General features: G+C 38.7%; 22 protein-coding genes. 9 read left to right on the top strand and 13 right to left on the bottom strand.

What is annotated here, in order from left to right; translation table 11 throughout:
- The first annotated feature begins 10 nt into the window (after positions 1-10).
- Entirely contained in the window at positions 11-964 is a 954-nt protein-coding gene (gene uvsE / locus AC0KUU_RS22750) for a UV DNA damage repair endonuclease UvsE (protein WP_043977511.1), read from the top strand.
- 31 nt (positions 965-995) lie between these two features.
- Here the strand turns inward: uvsE and argS are convergent, their stop codons facing one another.
- The 4 genes from argS to speE all read right to left on the bottom strand — a co-directional run bounded on the left by argS (position 996) and on the right by speE (position 5072).
- The gene (gene argS, locus AC0KUU_RS22755; protein WP_014457737.1) at positions 996-2666 is read right to left on the bottom strand and encodes an arginine--tRNA ligase; all 1671 of its coding nucleotides are present in this window, start codon (positions 2664-2666) and stop codon (positions 996-998) included.
- Positions 2663-3103 carry a YwiB family protein gene (locus AC0KUU_RS22760; RefSeq protein ID WP_237075084.1) on the bottom strand — a complete coding sequence of 147 codons (441 nt, stop codon included), beginning with the start codon at positions 3101-3103 and terminating at the stop codon, positions 2663-2665. Before AC0KUU_RS22760 ends, argS begins: the two co-directional genes overlap by 4 nt.
- A 187-nt stretch (positions 3104-3290) precedes the next feature.
- Positions 3291-4169 (bottom strand): agmatinase, encoded by an 879-nt coding sequence (gene speB / locus AC0KUU_RS22765; protein ID WP_013059842.1) that lies wholly within the window; start codon positions 4167-4169, stop codon positions 3291-3293.
- A 75-nt stretch (positions 4170-4244) separates the two neighbouring features.
- Positions 4245-5072: a spermidine synthase gene (gene speE, locus AC0KUU_RS22770; protein ID WP_013059843.1), complete on the bottom strand. Its 828-nt coding sequence runs from the start codon at positions 5070-5072 to the stop codon at positions 4245-4247.
- Between the two features lie 266 nt (positions 5073-5338).
- Here speE and AC0KUU_RS22775 point away from each other — a divergent pair, with 266 nt between their 5' ends.
- Positions 5339-7405, top strand: coding sequence for a transglycosylase domain-containing protein (locus AC0KUU_RS22775; RefSeq protein ID WP_237075085.1), 2067 nt, complete (start codon positions 5339-5341; stop codon positions 7403-7405).
- Between the two features lie 39 nt (positions 7406-7444).
- Here the strand turns inward: AC0KUU_RS22775 and AC0KUU_RS22780 are convergent, their stop codons facing one another.
- Both AC0KUU_RS22780 and AC0KUU_RS22785 read right to left on the bottom strand, forming a co-directional pair.
- Positions 7445-7957: a YwhD family protein gene (locus AC0KUU_RS22780; protein WP_025752469.1), complete on the bottom strand. Its 513-nt coding sequence runs from the start codon at positions 7955-7957 to the stop codon at positions 7445-7447.
- A gap of 19 nt (positions 7958-7976) precedes the next feature.
- Positions 7977-8621, bottom strand: coding sequence for a site-2 protease family protein (locus AC0KUU_RS22785; RefSeq protein WP_043977515.1), 645 nt, complete (start codon positions 8619-8621; stop codon positions 7977-7979).
- A 273-nt stretch (positions 8622-8894) separates the two neighbouring features.
- Between AC0KUU_RS22785 and AC0KUU_RS22790 the strand changes: the two genes are divergently transcribed.
- A complete protein-coding gene (locus AC0KUU_RS22790) occupies positions 8895-9080 on the top strand; it encodes a 2-hydroxymuconate tautomerase (protein ID WP_013059847.1) in 186 nt (61 codons plus the stop codon).
- Between the two features lie 46 nt (positions 9081-9126).
- Here the strand turns inward: AC0KUU_RS22790 and AC0KUU_RS22795 are convergent, their stop codons facing one another.
- From AC0KUU_RS22795 to AC0KUU_RS22805, 3 genes are all read right to left on the bottom strand, one after another.
- Positions 9127-9636 carry a YwgA family protein gene (locus AC0KUU_RS22795; RefSeq protein WP_013059848.1) on the bottom strand — a complete coding sequence of 170 codons (510 nt, stop codon included), beginning with the start codon at positions 9634-9636 and terminating at the stop codon, positions 9127-9129.
- 23 nt (positions 9637-9659) lie between these two features.
- Positions 9660-10967 carry an HD domain-containing protein gene (locus AC0KUU_RS22800; protein WP_043977517.1) on the bottom strand — a complete coding sequence of 436 codons (1308 nt, stop codon included), beginning with the start codon at positions 10965-10967 and terminating at the stop codon, positions 9660-9662.
- A 193-nt stretch (positions 10968-11160) separates the two neighbouring features.
- Positions 11161-11385 carry a YuzB family protein gene (locus tag AC0KUU_RS22805; RefSeq protein ID WP_013059850.1) on the bottom strand — a complete coding sequence of 75 codons (225 nt, stop codon included), beginning with the start codon at positions 11383-11385 and terminating at the stop codon, positions 11161-11163.
- Positions 11386-11586: 201 nt separating this feature from the next.
- Between AC0KUU_RS22805 and AC0KUU_RS22810 the strand changes: the two genes are divergently transcribed.
- Together AC0KUU_RS22810 and lipL are read left to right on the top strand one after the other, a co-directional pair.
- Positions 11587-12261 (top strand): RsfA family transcriptional regulator, encoded by a 675-nt coding sequence (locus tag AC0KUU_RS22810; RefSeq protein ID WP_043977519.1) that lies wholly within the window; start codon positions 11587-11589, stop codon positions 12259-12261.
- A 128-nt stretch (positions 12262-12389) separates the two neighbouring features.
- Positions 12390-13241 carry an octanoyl-[GcvH]:protein N-octanoyltransferase gene (gene lipL, locus AC0KUU_RS22815; protein WP_043977522.1) on the top strand — a complete coding sequence of 284 codons (852 nt, stop codon included), beginning with the start codon at positions 12390-12392 and terminating at the stop codon, positions 13239-13241.
- A 33-nt stretch (positions 13242-13274) separates the two neighbouring features.
- On the opposite strand, the gene pta is transcribed toward lipL, so the two are convergent.
- Positions 13275-14246 carry a phosphate acetyltransferase gene (pta, locus tag AC0KUU_RS22820; protein WP_013059853.1) on the bottom strand — a complete coding sequence of 324 codons (972 nt, stop codon included), beginning with the start codon at positions 14244-14246 and terminating at the stop codon, positions 13275-13277.
- Positions 14247-14522: 276 nt separating this feature from the next.
- Between pta and hemQ the strand changes: the two genes are divergently transcribed.
- The 3 genes from hemQ (at position 14523) to gerQ (ending at position 16372) form a co-directional block, all read left to right on the top strand.
- Positions 14523-15266, top strand: a complete 744-nt coding sequence (gene hemQ, locus AC0KUU_RS22825) for a hydrogen peroxide-dependent heme synthase (RefSeq protein ID WP_043977523.1) — start codon at positions 14523-14525, stop codon at positions 15264-15266.
- Between the two features lie 177 nt (positions 15267-15443).
- A complete protein-coding gene (locus AC0KUU_RS22830; RefSeq protein ID WP_162215108.1) occupies positions 15444-15866 on the top strand; it encodes a cell wall hydrolase in 423 nt (140 codons plus the stop codon).
- A gap of 26 nt (positions 15867-15892) precedes the next feature.
- Complete coding sequence (gene gerQ / locus AC0KUU_RS22835; protein ID WP_043977525.1) at positions 15893-16372, top strand: spore coat protein GerQ; 480 nt, start codon at positions 15893-15895, stop codon at positions 16370-16372.
- A gap of 24 nt (positions 16373-16396) precedes the next feature.
- Here gerQ and AC0KUU_RS22840 read toward each other — a convergent pair whose 3' ends face one another.
- The 3 genes from AC0KUU_RS22840 to AC0KUU_RS22850 form a co-directional block, all read right to left on the bottom strand.
- Complete coding sequence (locus tag AC0KUU_RS22840) at positions 16397-16768, bottom strand: DUF423 domain-containing protein (protein WP_013059856.1); 372 nt, start codon at positions 16766-16768, stop codon at positions 16397-16399.
- A gap of 15 nt (positions 16769-16783) precedes the next feature.
- Complete coding sequence (locus AC0KUU_RS22845; protein ID WP_043977526.1) at positions 16784-17101, bottom strand: YwdI family protein; 318 nt, start codon at positions 17099-17101, stop codon at positions 16784-16786.
- A gap of 103 nt (positions 17102-17204) precedes the next feature.
- A complete protein-coding gene (locus tag AC0KUU_RS22850; RefSeq protein WP_043977528.1) occupies positions 17205-17879 on the bottom strand; it encodes a uracil-DNA glycosylase in 675 nt (224 codons plus the stop codon).
- A 177-nt stretch (positions 17880-18056) separates the two neighbouring features.
- On the opposite strand from AC0KUU_RS22850, the gene AC0KUU_RS22855 reads away from it, so the two are divergent.
- Entirely contained in the window at positions 18057-18503 is a 447-nt protein-coding gene (locus AC0KUU_RS22855; protein WP_043977531.1) for a staygreen family protein, read from the top strand.
- Positions 18504-18537 lie beyond the last annotated feature (34 nt).

The following is an 18537-nucleotide window of genomic DNA, read 5'->3' on the forward strand; positions in this document are numbered from 1 at the left end:
AAAATTTATAATGAAAATTAGATTTGGCTATGTATCACATGCCCTGTCGCTTTGGGACTGCTCACCTGCGAAAACCCTCACGTTTACCAGATGGGAAAAAATGAAAAAAGATGAGAGGCTGGATAAGCTTCATTACGTCACAAAACAAAATTTAAATCATACTAAGCGCGCTTTACATTTTAATATTGCCCATGAAATTATGCTGTATCGATTATCATCTTCTCTTGTCCCTTTAGCTACTCATCCTGAAGTAGATTGGAATTACATTGATGCGTTCCAAGACGATTGGTCAGAGATAGGAGAATTGATTCGGAATCATCAGCTGCGCGTGAGTTTTCACCCCAATCAGTTCACATTATTTACAAGCGACAAAAAACATATTACAGAAAATGCGGTAAAAGATATGAATTATCACTATAGAATGCTTGAAGCGATGGGAGTGGCCGATCAAGCTCTTATTAATATTCACGTAGGTGGAGCCTATGGCAATAAAGAAAAAGCGATCGGTCGATTTCATGAAAACATTCAAACGCTGCCACCTGTCATTAAAAAGCGCATGACTCTTGAAAATGATGATAAAACATACACAACTGAAGAAACATTAGCTGTATGCGAAAAAGAGAAAGTCCCTCTCCTCTTTGATTATCACCACCACAAAGCAAATGAAGGAGAAGAACCTCTCGCATTATTGCTCCCTCGTATCTTTGACACGTGGAAACATATCGGGTTAAAACCAAAAGTACATATCTCTTCTCCTAAATCTGAAAAAGAATTTAGAAGTCACTCTGATTATGTCTCAACTGATTTTATCGCACCTTTTTTGCAAATGGCTAAAGATATTGGACAAGATTTTGACGTAATGATAGAAGCAAAGTTAAAAGATAAAGCGCTGCTAAAATTAGTGGAAGATTTAGCATCAATGAGAGGAGTAAAGCGTACAGGAGGTGCCACGCTTGTTTTTTAAATAAAAAAGAGCCAAGAGGCTCTTTTTTTTGTTACATTTTTTCAGGTGCTGAAACACCAATTAGTTTTAAGGAGTTTTGAAGCGTTACTTGAACAGCTTTCACTAGTTCAATACGCGCTTTACTTGTTTCTACATTATCGCTGTCTAATACTTTTTCTGCATTATAGAAGCTATGGAACGTAGAAGCAAGATCAAATACATAGTTTGTAATGCGGTGCGGAATACGTTTTGTTGCTGCTTCCGCTACGGCCTGAGGGAACTCTCCGATTTTCTTCAGTAGTTCCATTTCTTTTTCTGCACTAATTAATGAAAGGTCAGCGCCAGATGTTGATTGAATCCCCATCTCTTCACCTTGACGAAGAATACTGCAAATACGGGCATGAGCATATTGCGCGTAGTATACAGGATTTTCATTAGATTGAGAAACAGCTAAATCTAAATCAAAGTCTAAATGTGTATCCGCACTTCTCATCGCAAAGAAGTAGCGAGTTGCATCAAGGCCTACCTCTTCTACTAGATCACGCATTGTTACTGCTTTACCTGTACGTTTGCTCATCTTCATTTTTTCGCCATTTTGATACAGTTGAACCATTTGAATGATTTCTACTTCAAGCGTATCTTTTTCATAACCAAGCGCTTGAATCGCCGCTTTCATACGAGGAATATATCCATGGTGGTCGGCTCCCCAAATGTTAATTAGCTTATCAAATCCACGTTGAATTTTGTCTTGGTGATACGCAATATCTGGTGTTAAGTACGTAAATGAACCATCATTTTTAATTAACACACGGTCTTTATCATCACCAAATGTCGTAGAACGGAACCACGTAGCACCTTCTTCTTCATATACATGGCCTTGTTTTTTCAGCGTTTCAAGTGCAACTGAGATTTTATCATTTTTATAAAGAGACGTTTCAGAATACCATACGTCAAATTTCACACGGAACTGTTCAAGATCACGCTTTAATTTAGCTAACTCGTAATCTAACCCGTATTGACGGAAGAATTCAAAACGCTCTTCTTCAGAGGCATTTACATACTTGTCTCCGTGCTCTTTTGCTAGCTCTTTTCCGATGTTTATAATGTCAGCACCATGATAGCCGTCTGCAGGCATTTCTTTCTCTAAACCAAGAGCCTGCATGTAGCGTGCTTCTACTGAATAAGCCAGGTTATTAATTTGGTTACCAGCATCATTGATATAGTATTCACGTGACACATCGTAACCTGCTTTTTCAAGAACATTACATAATGAGTCTCCAACTGCAGCACCTCGGGCATGTCCTAAATGTAAATCCCCTGTCGGATTAGCTGAAACAAACTCAACCTGTACTTTTTGTCCGTTCCCTACGTTTGTTTGACCATACGCTTCACCAGCTTTTACAATCGTTGGAATAAGCTCTGTTAAATAAGAGTTATTCATATAAAAGTTGATGAATCCAGGGCCTGCAATGTCAATTTTCTCGATAGATGCTTTTGATTTATCGAAGTTTGCTACAAGCTCTTCAGCGATAACACGCGGTGCTTTTTTGGCAATACGAGCTAGCTGCATAGCCATATTGGTAGAATAATCACCATGTGTTTTATCTTTTGGGGTTTCTAATAGAACTTCTGGAAGTTCTGCTTTTTCAGCAAGTCCTGCTTTGACCACAGCATCTTGAATTTCAGCTTTTAATTTTTGCTGCACTTGTTCGACGATGTTCATTTTTTCTCCTCCTTGAATGTAATGGTTAACGCATATTTCCCGGTAGGCTGACCCTGTACTTCTAGATCATACGTTAAAAATAATCGACCCTTTTGAGTCATTTGTTTATATTCAATGTTATGAGCGAATGTTAGTAAATCCATACGTCCATAAGGGCTTATATAAGTTCCTTCGATCTGTACCTTTTTACGAAACGATTGCTTCATTTGAACAGCACCGGTTCGATTAATTGATACTTCATCTTCGCTAATTTTCACCATTGTTCTAATATCTCCGATTTCCTCTTGGCGCTCTGTGTATGTAAGATAAATTTTAGATCCTTTTTCATAATACATACCTTTTGTATTTACCGATGTTGTCTCTTTTCGGTGACCATCGCGGATATCCGTCACAATTTTAACTTCAATGGGTTTCTTGACTTCTGAAGCGTTACTCACAAAAGACACTTCCTTATTAAAATGAATACGTTATAACTTAAATAGTATAAACATTCTAAAGAAAGAATTCAATAATACTTCAAAGGAAATATGATAGATACGCCGAGAATTCACCTTTTTACAGTACGTGACGCATTCACATATTCCAAATAAAAAAGGCAGCCACAGCGGCCGCCTTTTACTTTATTTATTTCTTTTGTACCCAGCCTAAGATCATTTCGCGAATAAGCTTGCTTGCTGTATTAGCGGTTTGTTCAGACGGATCATAAATTGGAGCTACTTCTACTAAATCTCCTCCGACAATGCGAAGATCTGATTTAGCAATTGCGTGAATAGAAGCTAAAAGCTCTTTTGATGTGATACCGCCTGCATCTACTGTTCCTGTACCAGGAGCGTGCGCTGGATCTAATACATCGATATCAATTGTTACATAAACAGGACGACCTGCAAGTGTTGGTAGAATCTCTTTTAACGGCTCTAGAACTTCAAATTTTGAAATGTGCATGCCGTTTTCTTTTGCCCATTGAAATTCTTCTTTCATTCCTGAACGAATACCAAATGAATAAACATTCTCCGGTCCGATTAGTTCTGCAACTTTACGAATCGGAGTGGAATGAGAAAGTGGTTCTCCTTCATACTCTTCACGAAGGTCTGTATGAGCATCCATATGGATAATGGCCAAATCCGGGTATTTTTTATACATAGCTTTCATAACAGGCCAAGAAACCAAATGCTCTCCGCCCATACCTAATGGGAACTTGTCTGCTGCTAAAAGCTGGTCGATATACTCTTCAATCATATTTAAGCTGCGCTGAGGATTCCCAAATGGAAGTGGAATATCTCCTGCATCAAAATATTTTACTTCCTCTAGCTCTCGATCTAAATACGGGCTGTATTCTTCTAATCCAATTGATACTTCACGAATACGAGTTGGGCCAAATCGTGAACCTGGACGATAGCTAACTGTCCAGTCCATTGGCATTCCATAAAGAACCGCTTCACTTTCTTCAAAAACAGGGTGACTGCCGATAAATACATTACCTGAATAAGCTTCATCAAAACGCATATTTTGTTCCTCCTTCATTATTCATAGAAAAGATGCCAGTCTTAAATCTCTGGCACCTCACTTGTATGTGATAACTTATTTAATAAGATCTTGCACAAATTTAGGTAAAGCAAATGCGGCTTTGTGCAATTCTTTTGTGTAATACTTTGTATCAATATCGAAGAAACGATCTTCACTTACTTCTAATGGATCATGTTTCTTTGAACCCATTGTAAATGTCCATAAACCGCTTGGGTACGTCGGAATATTTGCTACGTATAGACGTGTAATCGGGAAGATTTCTCTTACGTCACGCTGAACATTTGAGATAAGTTCTGGCGTAAACCAAGGGTTGTCCGATTGAGCAACAAAGATACCATCTTCTTTAAGTGCTTTTGAGATACCTGCATAGAATCCTTTTGTAAATAAATTCACAGCTGGACCTACTGGCTCTGTTGAATCCACTAAAATGACATCGTATTCGTTCTCGCTTTTAGCGATGTGCATAAATCCGTCATCTACTTGTACATCAACACGAGGATCTTCTAGTTTGCCCGCAATTGAAGGTAAGAATTTTTTTGAGTACTCAATAACTTTTCCATCGATATCAACTAACGTCGCTTTTTTTACGCTTGGGTGTTTTAAGATTTCACGGATTACGCCTCCGTCTCCTCCACCTACAACTAGTACGTTTTCTGGATTTGGATGCGTAAATAACGGTACATGCGCAACCATTTCATGATAAACGAACTCATCTTTTTCCGTTGTCATAACCATACCGTCAAGTAGGAGCATGTTACCAAACTCTTCTGTTTCAACCATGTCTAATTTTTGAAACTCCGTTTGCTCTGTATGTAAAGTACGATTAATTTTAGCTGTAATACCAAAGTTCTTTGTTTGCTTTTCTGTGAACCATAATTCCATTTCAAACTCTTCCCTTCTATTTTGAGAATTAACCTATGCATAGATTACCCTAACATAATTTATACAAACATGAAAAAAGTATAGATGAATTCAGCAAAAAAGCAAGTAAAATTTTTAGCAATGGAGGTTTAAAACCTCCTTTTCTATTTCATACTGATGATAGATACAAGCTTTAGAATCTACTTGCACCGCTCTTTTAATAGAATTTTGTTGTATTGAAAACAACATGCATGGTGCATAGTGACACATATTGGTGGTGAATAGAAATGGAAACGGTATTAACCGAACATTTAAAAAAGGCAAGACGCATCTTCCGAATTCTTCTCGTCCTTGGTATATTAGCGGGGGCTTTATTGTTGTTTGCCTACATAAGCATCTTTCTCTACGCCAAAATCTCTGGCCCCCCTCCGCTAAACGTTTCTCAAACAGCTGTTTTCTACTCAGCAAACGGTAAAGTTCTTGATGAAGTTCACAATGGACAAAAGCGCTACTGGGTTTCACTTAATCAAATTTCACCTTACGTAAAAGATGCGACTTTAGCCGTTGAAGATAAGCGCTTCTATGAGCATCACGGCTTTGATATGCATCGAATCGCCGGAGCAATTGTAGCTGATATAAAAGCTATGGGAAAAGTACAGGGTGCGAGTACCATTACTCAGCAGTATGCACGAAACTTGTTTCTAGAGCACGACAAAACGTGGACTCGAAAGCTTCAAGAAGCTCTGTATACAATTCGGTTAGAAATGAATTATAGCAAAGATGAAATTCTAGAAGGCTACATGAATACGATTTACTACGGCCATGGAGCTTATGGAATTGAAGCGGCAGCTAGGTTGTATTTTGATAAGCATGCCAAAAATTTGACGTTAAGTGAAGCGAGTATGTTAGCAGGTATTCCAAAAGGCCCTAGCTACTACTCTCCTCTTATTCATCAAGAAAATGCAAAAAAACGACAAAATATCATTTTATCTCTCATGAAAGAGGATGGAATTATTACAGCTAAGCAAGCAACAAAAGCGCTTGTAACACCTCTAGCATTCGCAAAGCCTGCTGAAAAAGATCCTAATAAAGAAGATGCTTCTTACTTTATGGATGCAGCGCTAGCAGAATTAAAGCAAGATTTAGGCATTGATGAAACCATGATTTATACAAATGGACTTCGCGTTTATACAACGCTGGATGAAAAGATGCAGCGAACGGCCGAAGAAAAAATGAAGGATGTTATCAGCAGCTCTTCAGACGTACAAAGTGCATTTGTTGCGATGAATCCTAAAAATGGACAAGTGAAAGCTCTTATTGGTGGAAGAGATTATGAAAAGAGCCCGTTTAATCGCGCGACTCAAGCAATAAGACAGCCTGGTTCAACGATGAAGCCATTTTTATACTATGCGGCGTTAAAAGATGGTTTTACTGAATCTACTCCAATGAAAAGTGAAGAAACGACGTTCAAATTGGAAGATGGCGTTTCGACATATACGCCTAGCAACTATCACAATTATTATGCGGATGCTCCTATTACAATGGCCCAAGCCATCGCACTTTCAGATAATATTTATGCCGTAAAAACGCATTTGTTCATTGGGGAAAACCGCTTAATTGAAACTGCTAAAACACTTGGAATATCATCACCTTTAAAGAAAGTTCCATCTTTAGCTCTTGGAACTTCGCCTGTGAAAGTTATTGATATGGTTAATGCGTACGGCATCTTTGCTAATGGCGGAAAAGAAATTCGTCCAACATTTATTAAACGAATTGAAACCCATGACGGAGAAGTTGTTTATCAAGCTCCTTCCGAACAGAAACAAGTCATTGATAAGCGCTATGCTTTTCTTACTACCCATTTAATGACAGGCATGTTTAATCAAAAGCTAAATGGCTATACAACCGTCACAGGAAAGCCTATTTCTAAATATGTATCTCGTCCTTACGCGGGAAAATCCGGCACAACCTCTACGGACAGCTGGATGATTGGCTACTCTCCGCAGCTCGTTTCAGGCGTTTGGGTTGGATATGATCAAGGAAGAACAATGGATGATGTAGCTGAAAAAGGATACGCCAAAAAAATGTGGGCATTATTTATGGAAGAGGCATTAAAAGGGAAGAAAAAAGAAAAGTTTAAAGCACCAAACGGATTAATGAGCGTAAACATTAATCCTCAAAATGGAAAGTTAGCATCCAAATCATGCCCTGTTCAATATAAAGCTTATTATTTAACTGGAACACAGCCAAAAACATATTGTACTGATCACATCGATCATGCAGCAAAAACGAAGAAAAAAGAGCGTGAAAAAGAAGATAAAAAGTTTCACTGGTTACCCAAATGGTTTGATTAAAAAAAAGCTTAAGGCCAAGGCCTTAAGCTTTTTTTGGCATTACGATGTTTGAAGCGCTTCTTTTAAGTCATCATTAGATAACGTCCAAACTTCTTCATTATGAGACTTCAAAAACTCACGAAGCAAATCCTTAGACTTGTTATCCATTTCTTCTACCATAATGCGTCGTTTTAAGGATTTATCCATTTTGTTCACGTGTTCAGGAAGTGACTTATAGCCGCGGCGAATTTCACGATCAACGGTCATTTCGCATGCTGTCATACCTGCGTAGTAAGGTCCTTCTTGCTTGCGATCAATCGTTACCCACACAAGCCAATATAACTTGCCGTTTGGCACCTCGTCTTTATTCGGTAAGAACTTAATTCCTTTTTCCACTACACTTCTTGCATGCATCGCACCGATATCTACAAATACTTCTTCGTCGCTCGGACAAACAAAAACGGGTGAGATGTTTTCTAAACTTAACGCTCCAACACCGTAACCGCCGTGGCCGTCGGTTGAATCGTCTTTTATGATATTAAATCCTATACTTTTCTTTTTTGGCTGAGTCATAGTAAGCCTCCTCTATTCATTAAATCAGTGGTGCTAATATCTGCTGAAAGATATTCATAACAAACGTTGCTGCTCCGTTTAGAAGCGGCCAGATCACAATTCGATCCAGAGGTGTAATCACAAGAATTAAAAATACAAAAATGCCCCAAGACTCATACTGCGTCATCTTGGCTCGCGTGGACGGCGGAACGAGGTCTTCAATCACGCGGTAGCCGTCTAAAGGCGGAAAAGGCAACAAGTTAAATACACCTAGCGTTAGGTTTATTTGAATAAATAATGTAACAAAACGATAAAGCGCATCGTTGTCCACTGCGGCGTTATTCATCAAATAATAAATAAGCAAGCCGATAAATGCCAACACCAAGTTACTAAACGGTCCCGCTATCGATACTAGAATACCAGCTAAACGAGGCTTTTTAAAGAAATAGCGATTAACAGGAACCGGCTTCGCCCACCCAAAACCTGCGATGATTAACAAAAGCGTTCCAAATGGATCTAAATGAGCCAGCGGAGAAAGCGTTAGCCTTCCTTGCTTTTTAGCCGTGTGGTCTCCAAATAAATAAGCTACATACGCATGTGCAAACTCATGCAGCGTGAATGCAACAATAAGAGTCATTACCACGTAAGGAAGGTCTTGCAATGCAAAAGCTAAAAAATGTTCCACTCTTTATCTCCTTTATTTTAAAATAATTTCTACCTATCACATCTACTAGATGAATCTTTTTTTGCGGTAAAAAGGATACAATTTTTTCCAAATATGCCCTAAAAGTTCTCAAAGACCAGCGATGGGCCTCCTTTAGGCACACCTGTTTTTTTATATCGATGTTATTATAAAAGTATACTACAGATTATGTCCTCCATCACTATCTCATACTGTCATTTTATTCAGAAAACGGGTACACTAATCATATAATGATCAAAAAGGAGTGTACACATTATGCCAGTTGTAACTGTTAAAATGCTTGAGGGCCGTACAGATGATCAAAAAAGAGCTCTTGTTGAAAAAGTAACGGATGCTGTTGTGGAAACAACAGGTGCAGCACCTGAAAAAGTATCTATTATCATCGAAGAAATGTCTAAAAACCATTACGCTGTAGCGGGCAAGCGCATGAGCGATCAGTAACCTCTACATAAAAAAAATGCCATAGGAGTGAACCTATGGCATTTTTTTAATGGACAGACAGCGTTGCCTGAAGTTTTTCAATATATTTGTATGCTTCTGAAATGTCTTCTTCTGTATAGTTTTGCTTACGCTTTAGCGTAAACACTTTTTCTTTTACTTCTTCTTTCGGTAAATTATCGAAATATAAAATCGTAGAGACAAGCTCCAAAAATTTAGAGCTTTGTTCGTTCATATCCTTCATACATTCCTGCAAGTGAGGAAGTTCTAAGTCATAGTGGCTTAAAAACCCTTCCCCCGCTTCTGTTAATACGTAGCGATACTGCATATACCCGCCTTTTTTCTCTTTAATTTCACTTAAAAATCCTAAGTTACATAGCTCTTCAATTCGAAGCGTTAATTCTTCAGAATAAGGTCCAAAAAAGTGAAAATTATACTTTTCATAAAAAGGAAACTTCAGCTTTTTTCCGATAAATATCATCTTTTGTAACTTTTTTCTGCCAACAACTTCTCCCGCCGCGGAAAATACTTTCACAATCTTTGCGTGATCGTTTAACACAGCCCCTTCAACTCCTATACTATTTAACTCTGATCTCCTTTTAGTAAGTTTATAATCTGATCTTTAACTTTTCGCTTAGACGACAATTGATCAATGAGATCTTGTGGAAAATATAATTTATGATCGGTTCTCTTTTTCCCTGAAATTGCTTCAACAATCTCCGACTGACGTGATAATTCACGCACTTCATTATTTGGCATCAACAGATGAATCGGCAAACGTTCTTCCTCTTCACCCGGTCGATAAAAATCGTATGGTAAGTCGCTTGAAGAATCGACGACTAAATAATAATCTGGGTTAATACCCGCTTTTTTAAATAATGTTGTAAGCTCCATCCACATCTTCATTTGTGAATTCGGATTAAACTCAATGTATTTAAAAAGCTGACGATTCATAAATCTTCGGCATAGATCAGATAAAATTTCATCCTCTTCTTCTTCCCACGCTTGAAAATAAAATAAAATAACAGATTCATCTAATTTCAAATACTCTTTTAGCGATATTTCCTCTTCAAAAATCGAATAAAAATGAGTTGGCTCCTGCTTGAACTCATAGTAATGATGATGGAGCTCTTTTGCACGATGTAAAATTTTTGTCAAAATCACTTCAGCACTTCTCGTAACAGGATGAAAATACACTTGCCAGTACATTTGATAGCGGCTCATAATATAATCTTCAACCGCATGCATACCGCTGTGTTTAATCACGGCTTGGTCTTCCCTAGGACGCATCACGCGCAGAATTCGTTCCATATCAAAGTGACCGTAGCTTACTCCTGTGTAATACGCATCACGCTGCAAATAATCCATGCGATCTGCATCAATTTGACTGGAAATCAAACTAACGACAAGCTTATTTTCATATGTTTTCGCAATTACTTCAGCCACTTTTTTAGGAAAATCCTTTCCTACTTTCGTTAACACTCGATTTACCTCTGTGTCACCTACGATAATAGCTTGTGTAAATTCTTCATGGTCTAAGTGGAAAACCTTCTCAAACGAATGGGAAAACGGACCGTGACCTAAATCGTGCAGTAAAGCAGCACAAAGACAAAGAAGACGCTCATCTTCATTCCATTCAGGGCGTCCTTGAAAACCGTCATCAATAATACGGCGCACAATTTCATAAACACCTAAGGAATGACTAAAACGGCTGTGCTCAGCCCCATGAAACGTTAAGTATGTCGTTCCTAGCTGTCTAATGCGACGCAGCCTTTGAAATTCGGCTGTCCCAATTAGCTCCCAAATAACACGATCTCTTACATGGATATAGCGGTGAACAGGATCTTTAAATACTTTTTCTTCACTGAGTTTTTCATTAGGATATGTCATTTACATACCTCTCTATCTTCACTTTGTTGTTGCTATAATTTTTCGACACTCACTTCCTATTTTCCTATTCAGAATAAAAAATCACCTTGTCAAGCAACCAAGGTGATTTACCTAACAAACAAGGCGATTCTGTTTGTAAGAAGCTCGTTCGACAAATAAGTAGCAGAAAAGCAGCTATTTATTGTTTCACTATCTATTTTTTTACTTTTTTCTCAATCTTCTCGATTAATTCATCCTCTGTTGGCGCTGCTACAGGACGGTTGTTTACAAATGCAAATGACTTTTTACGTCCGGGCCCACAGTAAGACTGGCAGCCGATTTGTACTTCAGCTTGTTCATCTATTTTTTTAAGTCGAGGTAACAACGTTTTGACGTTTGTTGCCTGACAATCATCACAAATTCTAAATTCATTTGCCATGTTGACACAATCCTTTCAAAATTGGTTCATCATTTTGTCTAAGGGGTATTTTACCCCTATTTGAAGTCCGATGCAAGTTAAAGAAGGAAGCAAAATCTATCATACTCCTAGAAGAAATGGTATAAAGTATGGATTTTTTGTACATGATGATACTACAAAACATGATTACTATGAGTCATGGAAAATAGAGGAGTGAACAAAGTGAAAGATAGACAAGATGCTTGGACAGAAGAAAACGACTTATTATTAGCTGAAACAGTACTGCGCCATGTCCGCGAAGGAAGTACGCAGCTGAATGCGTTTGAAGAAGTGGGAGATGAATTAAATCGCACTTCAGCAGCATGTGGATTCAGATGGAATGCTGTGGTACGCCATCAGTATGAAAAAGCACTTCAGCTAGCCAAAAAACAGCGAAAACAGCGCATGCGTGCACTTGGACAAGAGCAAGGCAAAAAGAAATTATTATATACGCCACCAGCATCTGTAGAGCATGTGGAAAAAATGATGTCTGCACCTACAGCAACATATAGCTTATCTGAAACACAAGTAGAAAAAAGCAGCAGTGAGGAGCTTTCAATGGCTGACGTTATTCGCTTTTTGCAAACAATGCCAAATCAAGCGAGCAATTTACAGGCATTGCAAAGCGAAAACAAACGCTTGATGCAAGAAAATACAGAATTAGCTAAGAAAAACACAGAGTTGGAAAAACAAATCAAACATCTCGAGGCAAATGCTACTACTATTCAAGAAGACTATGAAACATTAATGCAAATCATGAACCGTGCGCGAAAGTTAGCTCTATTCGATGAAGAAGAACGTTCTTCTACTACATTTAAAATGGATCGTAACGGAAATCTTGAGAAAATGGCTGAATAAGCTACATGAACGAAGAAAGAGGGATGTCAAACTTGGCTCTTCTTTCTTCTTTTTCTATTTTACAGCCAATGACACGACGCCTTTATGCTATAATATGTTCGTTTACTGTTTATAAAGGGGTTTGAGATATGCAGCAGAATAGTTTAAAGCTTTTAGCACAGCCCGCTTGGCGTATTATTGATCAATCCAGTCTAGGTCCTCATTTTGATGCCCGTCATTCTTTTGCCATCGATGACACGCTTTGTACAACCGTTGGAAGAGGTGAATCTCCAGCTGTCATGCGCTCTTGGGTGCATCACGATACGATTGTATTAGGCATCCAAGATACAAAGCTACCTCATTTAGCTGAAGGTGCAGCTTATTTACATGAACAGGGATATAAAACAATCGTCCGCAATTCAGGCGGCCTCGCTGTCGTACTTGATCAGGATGTTCTAAACATTTCTTTAATTTTTCCTGATGCAGAAAAAGGAATTGATATTGATCGTGGATATGAAGCCATGTTTGATTTGATTAAGGTCATGTTTGCATCTTACGGGACAGCAATTGAAGCGAAGGAAATCGTAGGCTCTTATTGTCCCGGCAGCTTTGATTTAAGCATTCGCAATCAAAAGTTTGCGGGCATTTCACAGCGACGCGTTCGCGGCGGAGTAGCTGTACAAATTTACTTATGCGTTAAAGGAAGCGGTTCTAAACGTGCTTCTCTTATTCAAGAGTTTTACAAAAAAGGTCTCCAAAACACGGAAACTAAATTTTCATACCCAGATATCGAGCCTCACACAATGGCTTCTCTATCTGAACTATTACAGATTGAGTTAACTGTATCTGATGTCATGCTGCTTTTATTGCAAACACTGAATAGCATGAGCTCTTCTCTTATAAATATGCCTTTAAATGCTACCGAACAAGAGCTGTTTGAGACGCAGCTGCAGCGCATGTATGACCGCAACGAAAAAGCATTAGGTTCATTAGCCGAATAAAAAAAACTCCGCCCAAGGACGGAGTTTTTTTTATTACAGTGCTTGAGCTGCTGTGATTAAAGCAAGCTTGTACACATCTTCTTCGTTACAACCGCGAGATAGATCGTTTACCGGTTTGTTTAGACCTTGTAAGATTGGACCTACTGCTTCGAAGTTTCCTAGGCGCTGTGCAATTTTGTAACCAATGTTACCTGCTTCAAGGCTTGGGAATACAAATACATTTGCATCTCCTTTAATCACTGAACCTGGTGCTTTCTTTTCAGCTACAGAAGGAACAAATGCTGCGTCGAATTGGAATTCGCCGTCTAATGTTACGCTTGGTGCTAATTCTTTTGCAATTTCTACTGCGTTTGCTACCTTTTCTGTTTCCGGAGATTTTGCTGATCCTTTTGTTGAGAAGCTTAGCATAGCAACACGAGGATCGATATCGAACATTTCAGCTGTACGAGCACTTTCGATAGCAATTTCAGCTAAATCTTGGCTGTCAGGTGAGATGTTAATTGCACAGTCAGCAAATACGTATTTTTGATCACCGCGAACCATGATAAATACGCCAGATGTTTTCTTAACACCTTGTCTTGTTTTAATAATTTGTAGAGCCGGACGTACTGTGTCTGCTGTAGAATGAGCAGCTCCGCTTACAAGACCGTCCGCTTTGTTCATATGAACAAGCATTGTGCCAAAATAGTTTTCATCTAATAAAATTTTGCGAGCATCTTCTTCTGTTGCCTTACCTTTACGACGCTCAACAAACGCTGCTACCATTTCATCAAATTCAGAGTAGCTTTGAGGATCTAGAACCTCAACACCGTCTAATTTTACGTTTAGTTCTGCTGCTTTTGATGCTACAGCGTCTTTGTTTCCAACAACGATAGGCTTTAAGATATTGTCGGCAGCTAAACGAGAAACAGCGCCTAATACGCGCTCATCTAATCCCTCTGGGAATACGATTGATACATCGCTAGCTGATACTTTTTGTTTTAAACCTGTAAATAAATCACTCAAAGTAAATCCTCCTCGATATGTAAAAAACTTTTCTCATAATAGGATACTCCACTTTTTTTAAAAATCAAAGGCATGTCCTTCAAGAATCCATGATTACGAAAAAGTCTTTTAATTCTTAATTTTCCACTAACACCTAAAATGAAACCTGTTTTTACTTTGCGACAATTGTTTAAAGTTTAGTCACAAAATCACAGGTTTTTCATTCCAGTTCTTCGGACAAACTATGATATAGTAGAATTGGAATTTATCATAATCGGACAATAGGAGTGAAACGAAATGGCAGAAGCAGCACAAACATTAGACGGTTGGTATGCACTTCATGATTTCCGTTCAATCGATTGGAGCGCTTGGAAGCAGTTATCAAGCGACGATCGCCAAGCGGCTATCCATGAATTTTTAGGGTTGATTGAGAAATGGAAAGGAACTGAAGCTGAGAAGCAAGGCAGTCATGCTTTATATACCATTGTCGGCCAAAAAGCAGACTTTATGCTAATGCTTGTTCGTCCTACTATGGAAGAACTAAATGAAATTGAAACAGAATTTAATAAAACAAAGCTTGCTGAGTTTACCATTCCTACTTATTCATACGTATCAGTAGTTGAATTAAGCAACTACTTACCTGCTGGGGAGGACCCTTATGAAAATCCTCAAATCCAAGCTAGACTATATCCAACTTTACCAAAAGCTAGTCATGTTTGCTTTTATCCAATGGATAAACGTCGTCAAGGAAATGACAATTGGTACATGCTTCCCATGGAAGAGCGACGCAGCTTAATGCGCAGTCATGGAATGATTGGGCGTCAATACGCTGGAAAAGTAAAGCAAATCATTACGGGTTCTGTTGGTTTTGATGATTATGAGTGGGGCGTTACTCTTTTTGCAGATGACGTACTTCAATTTAAAAAATTAGTATACGAAATGCGTTTTGACGAAGTAAGTGCTCGCTACGGGGAATTTGGCAGCTTCTTTGTCGGAAATTTATTAAAAGAAGAAGCTATTGCACGTTTTTTACACGTTTAAACTAAGCCTCAAAAGCGCTCATCTCTTTTGTAACGCTTAGAGCAATAAATATCAATGAGCCTTATCTAAAAAACCTGTTTCCACTTGGAAACAGGTTTTTTATTTTCTAGCCATGGCATATTCGCACTTACAGGGCCATATATATACAACAGTGTCACAAGTAAGCGAGGTGGGATAATGGCAGTCGTTGCACACAACGAAGAAGATGTTAAGCTCCTAGCCAGACTCATTCGAGCTGAAGCTGAAAGTGAAGGAAAACAAGGGATGTTACTGGTAGGAAATGTAGGCGTGAACCGCGCTAAAGCTCCCTGTTTAGATTTTAGAAATATAAGAACCATTCGTCAGATGGTGTTTCAAAACCCAGGCGGATTTGAAGCAACTCAAAAAGGCTACTTTTATCAGCGTGCCCGCCAGTCTGAAATTACACTTGCACGACGTGTATTAAGAGGGGAACGTTTTACCCCCGCGGAAAACTCACTGTGGTTTTTCAAGCCCAGCGGCGACTGTCCTGCTCAATGGTATAACCAAAATAACACAGGACGATTTAAATCTCACTGTTTCTTTGCACCAACTCAAGCTGATTGTCCAGGAGTTTACTAATTTCTTTTTGTTTGAAGGAGGTTCCTATGAAAAAACCAAAGTCTAATCAACCGCAACAGCAATATATGCAAAACCCGTATATGAGTCCAAACTACCCTTATTATATGCCTCAGCCGCAGCAGCCCCAGCCAGGCGGCCAGCAGGTTCAAGGGCAAACCCAAGGAGGTCCGCCCCCTACCTCTTCTGGAGGAAGCGGTGCCCCGCAAGATCCAAATCAACTGCCCATTGAAGAATCATATATTGAAAATATTTTACGTTTAAATCGAGGAAAAATAGCGACTGTATATATGACGTTTGAAAATAATACGCAGTGGAACGCGAAAGTCTTTAGAGGGGAAATTGAAGCAGCCGGACGCGATCATATCATTTTAAGTGATCCACAAACTGGCACTCGCTATTTACTACTTATGGTTTATCTCGATTACATCACTTTTGAGGGTCCAATTAAATATAACTATCCGTTTAGCGGTGGAGGCCAGCAGTTGAGCAATTATTCTCCGCGTTAAAAAAACCCCTTTTCAGGGGTTTTTTTATAGCCATTTTACAGCTGCAACAACAATTAAAATCCAAGCTACAATAAATGCAACTCCACCTAGCGGAGTAATCGCGCCGAGAACTTTAATACCGGACGTACTTAATACATAGAGACTGCCCGAAAACAGCACAATCCCCGCGAACATAATCCAGCCCGAAGCTGTTAACAAAGAAGATTGAGGAAATTTGCTTAATAGAAACGCAATGACAAACAGCCCCATTGCATGGAACATTTGGTACTGCACTCCCGTTTTCCATACCTCTAAATACTTCTCTGAGATTTTCCCTTCTAACCCGTGCGCTCCAAAAGCACCAAGAGCAACCGCTAACATTGCATTGATTGCACCGATTATTAAAAATAGTTTCATGTTTTTCTCCTCACTTTAGAAATCAAACAGACTATCGCCGTTTGCATCATCTGATTTCAATTTCGTTCCTTCAAAATTAGGTTTGGATGACTGAATAATCTGTTGCTGCATAATCTCAGGCGATTGCATCATTTCCGGTGAAGACATTACAACAGGTTTTGAAACCGAGACAGGTTTCGATACTGAAACCTCTCCATTTTGATCTAATGCAAGCTCACATAGTGCTTTTATGGCAACCAATTGATCTCGAACGTTTGCGCTATTCGAATGGTGCTTTGCTTTTTGTACTTCTGCACTAATTTTATCAAGGAGCTGCGTCATTTTTATATCCATGTAGACACCTCATCTTACATTCAATATGACTTTATACAGCTATTTTATCAAAAGATGAAATAGGAGGCTATGTCTGAAGCTAATCTTCATGAAATGCTCACTTTTACACATCGTCAATTTGCCAATCAATAGATTGACGTCCTTGTTGGAGCAAAAACTCATTTGCTCGTTGAAAGTGATTATTGCCAAAAAAGCCTCGATTAGCCGAAAATGGGCTAGGGTGCGGGCTTTCCAAAATTAAATGGTGCGAATGATGAATAAGCTCTTTTTTAGCTTGTGCATGCTTGCCCCACAGCAAAAACACGACTGGCTCCTCTTTTTGTGCCACTAATTCAATAATACGATCCGTCAGCTGTTCCCACCCTTTTCCTTTGTGAGAGTTCGCTTCTCCTCTTCTAACTGTTAAGACAGTGTTAAGCAAAAGAACACCTTGTTCTGCCCATTTGACTAAATAACCGTTATTCGGAATATGATAATCCATTTCATTTTTCAGCTCTTTGTAAATATTCACTAAAGAAGGCGGTGTTTTTACTCCTGGTTGAACAGAGAAGCTCAGTCCATGCGCTTGATTTGGTCCATGATAAGGATCTTGTCCCAATATGACCACTTTTACATTTTTATAATCTGTATAGTGTAAAGCATTAAAAATATCATATTTATCAGGGTAAATGGTGTGGTGATTATATTCATCCACTAAAAATTCTCGAAGCTGTATGTAATAGTCTTTTTGAAATTCTTCTTCTAATAAAGAAGCCCAGTCATTTTTTAAAATACTCATCGCTTATCACCTCATAATAATCTTTTTTGTTATTTTATCGTAAACTCTGCCCCCTGCTCAAACATTGCCTGCTTTAAATATGCTAAGAGCCTGGGCATATTTTAATATTGTCATGTTCAATGAAACTTTGTATACACTTATAAAGAGTGTATTTTTATATTAAAGGAGGGATTCCATATGATCATTAGCAATCCCCACCAAATAGATGTAACCTACAGCCTGGGTGTTACACCCGTTGAACCGATGATACCAAGAAAATACACCGTTTTCCCAGGTCAACACACTTCTGTTCCTTCCATTCAAATCGGCATTGAATTTGCCTACGATCATATGCAAAAAGAGCGGAACGAATATTTAGCATCCTTCGTCTTTGATAAAGGTTTTTATTCCCTTACTGTGTATTATTACATCGGTTCGCATACATCAACAGATGAAACCATTACACGCTACCTTCACTTTTTAGAACAGCTCCCTGTCATTCTATCGTCCATCTATCACGCTGATGCTTCTTTTTTCGAAAAACATCCACTTTTAATGCACTGTCCTATTTTTATCATCGCCGATAGTCCTGACTTGCCATTTTCAACAAAAAAATCTATCGGTTCCCTGTATCAATATAAATAAATGAGAAAAGCTACTGTTAAAATAACGGTAGCTT

The organism is Priestia sp. ST2, from assembly GCF_055810735.1.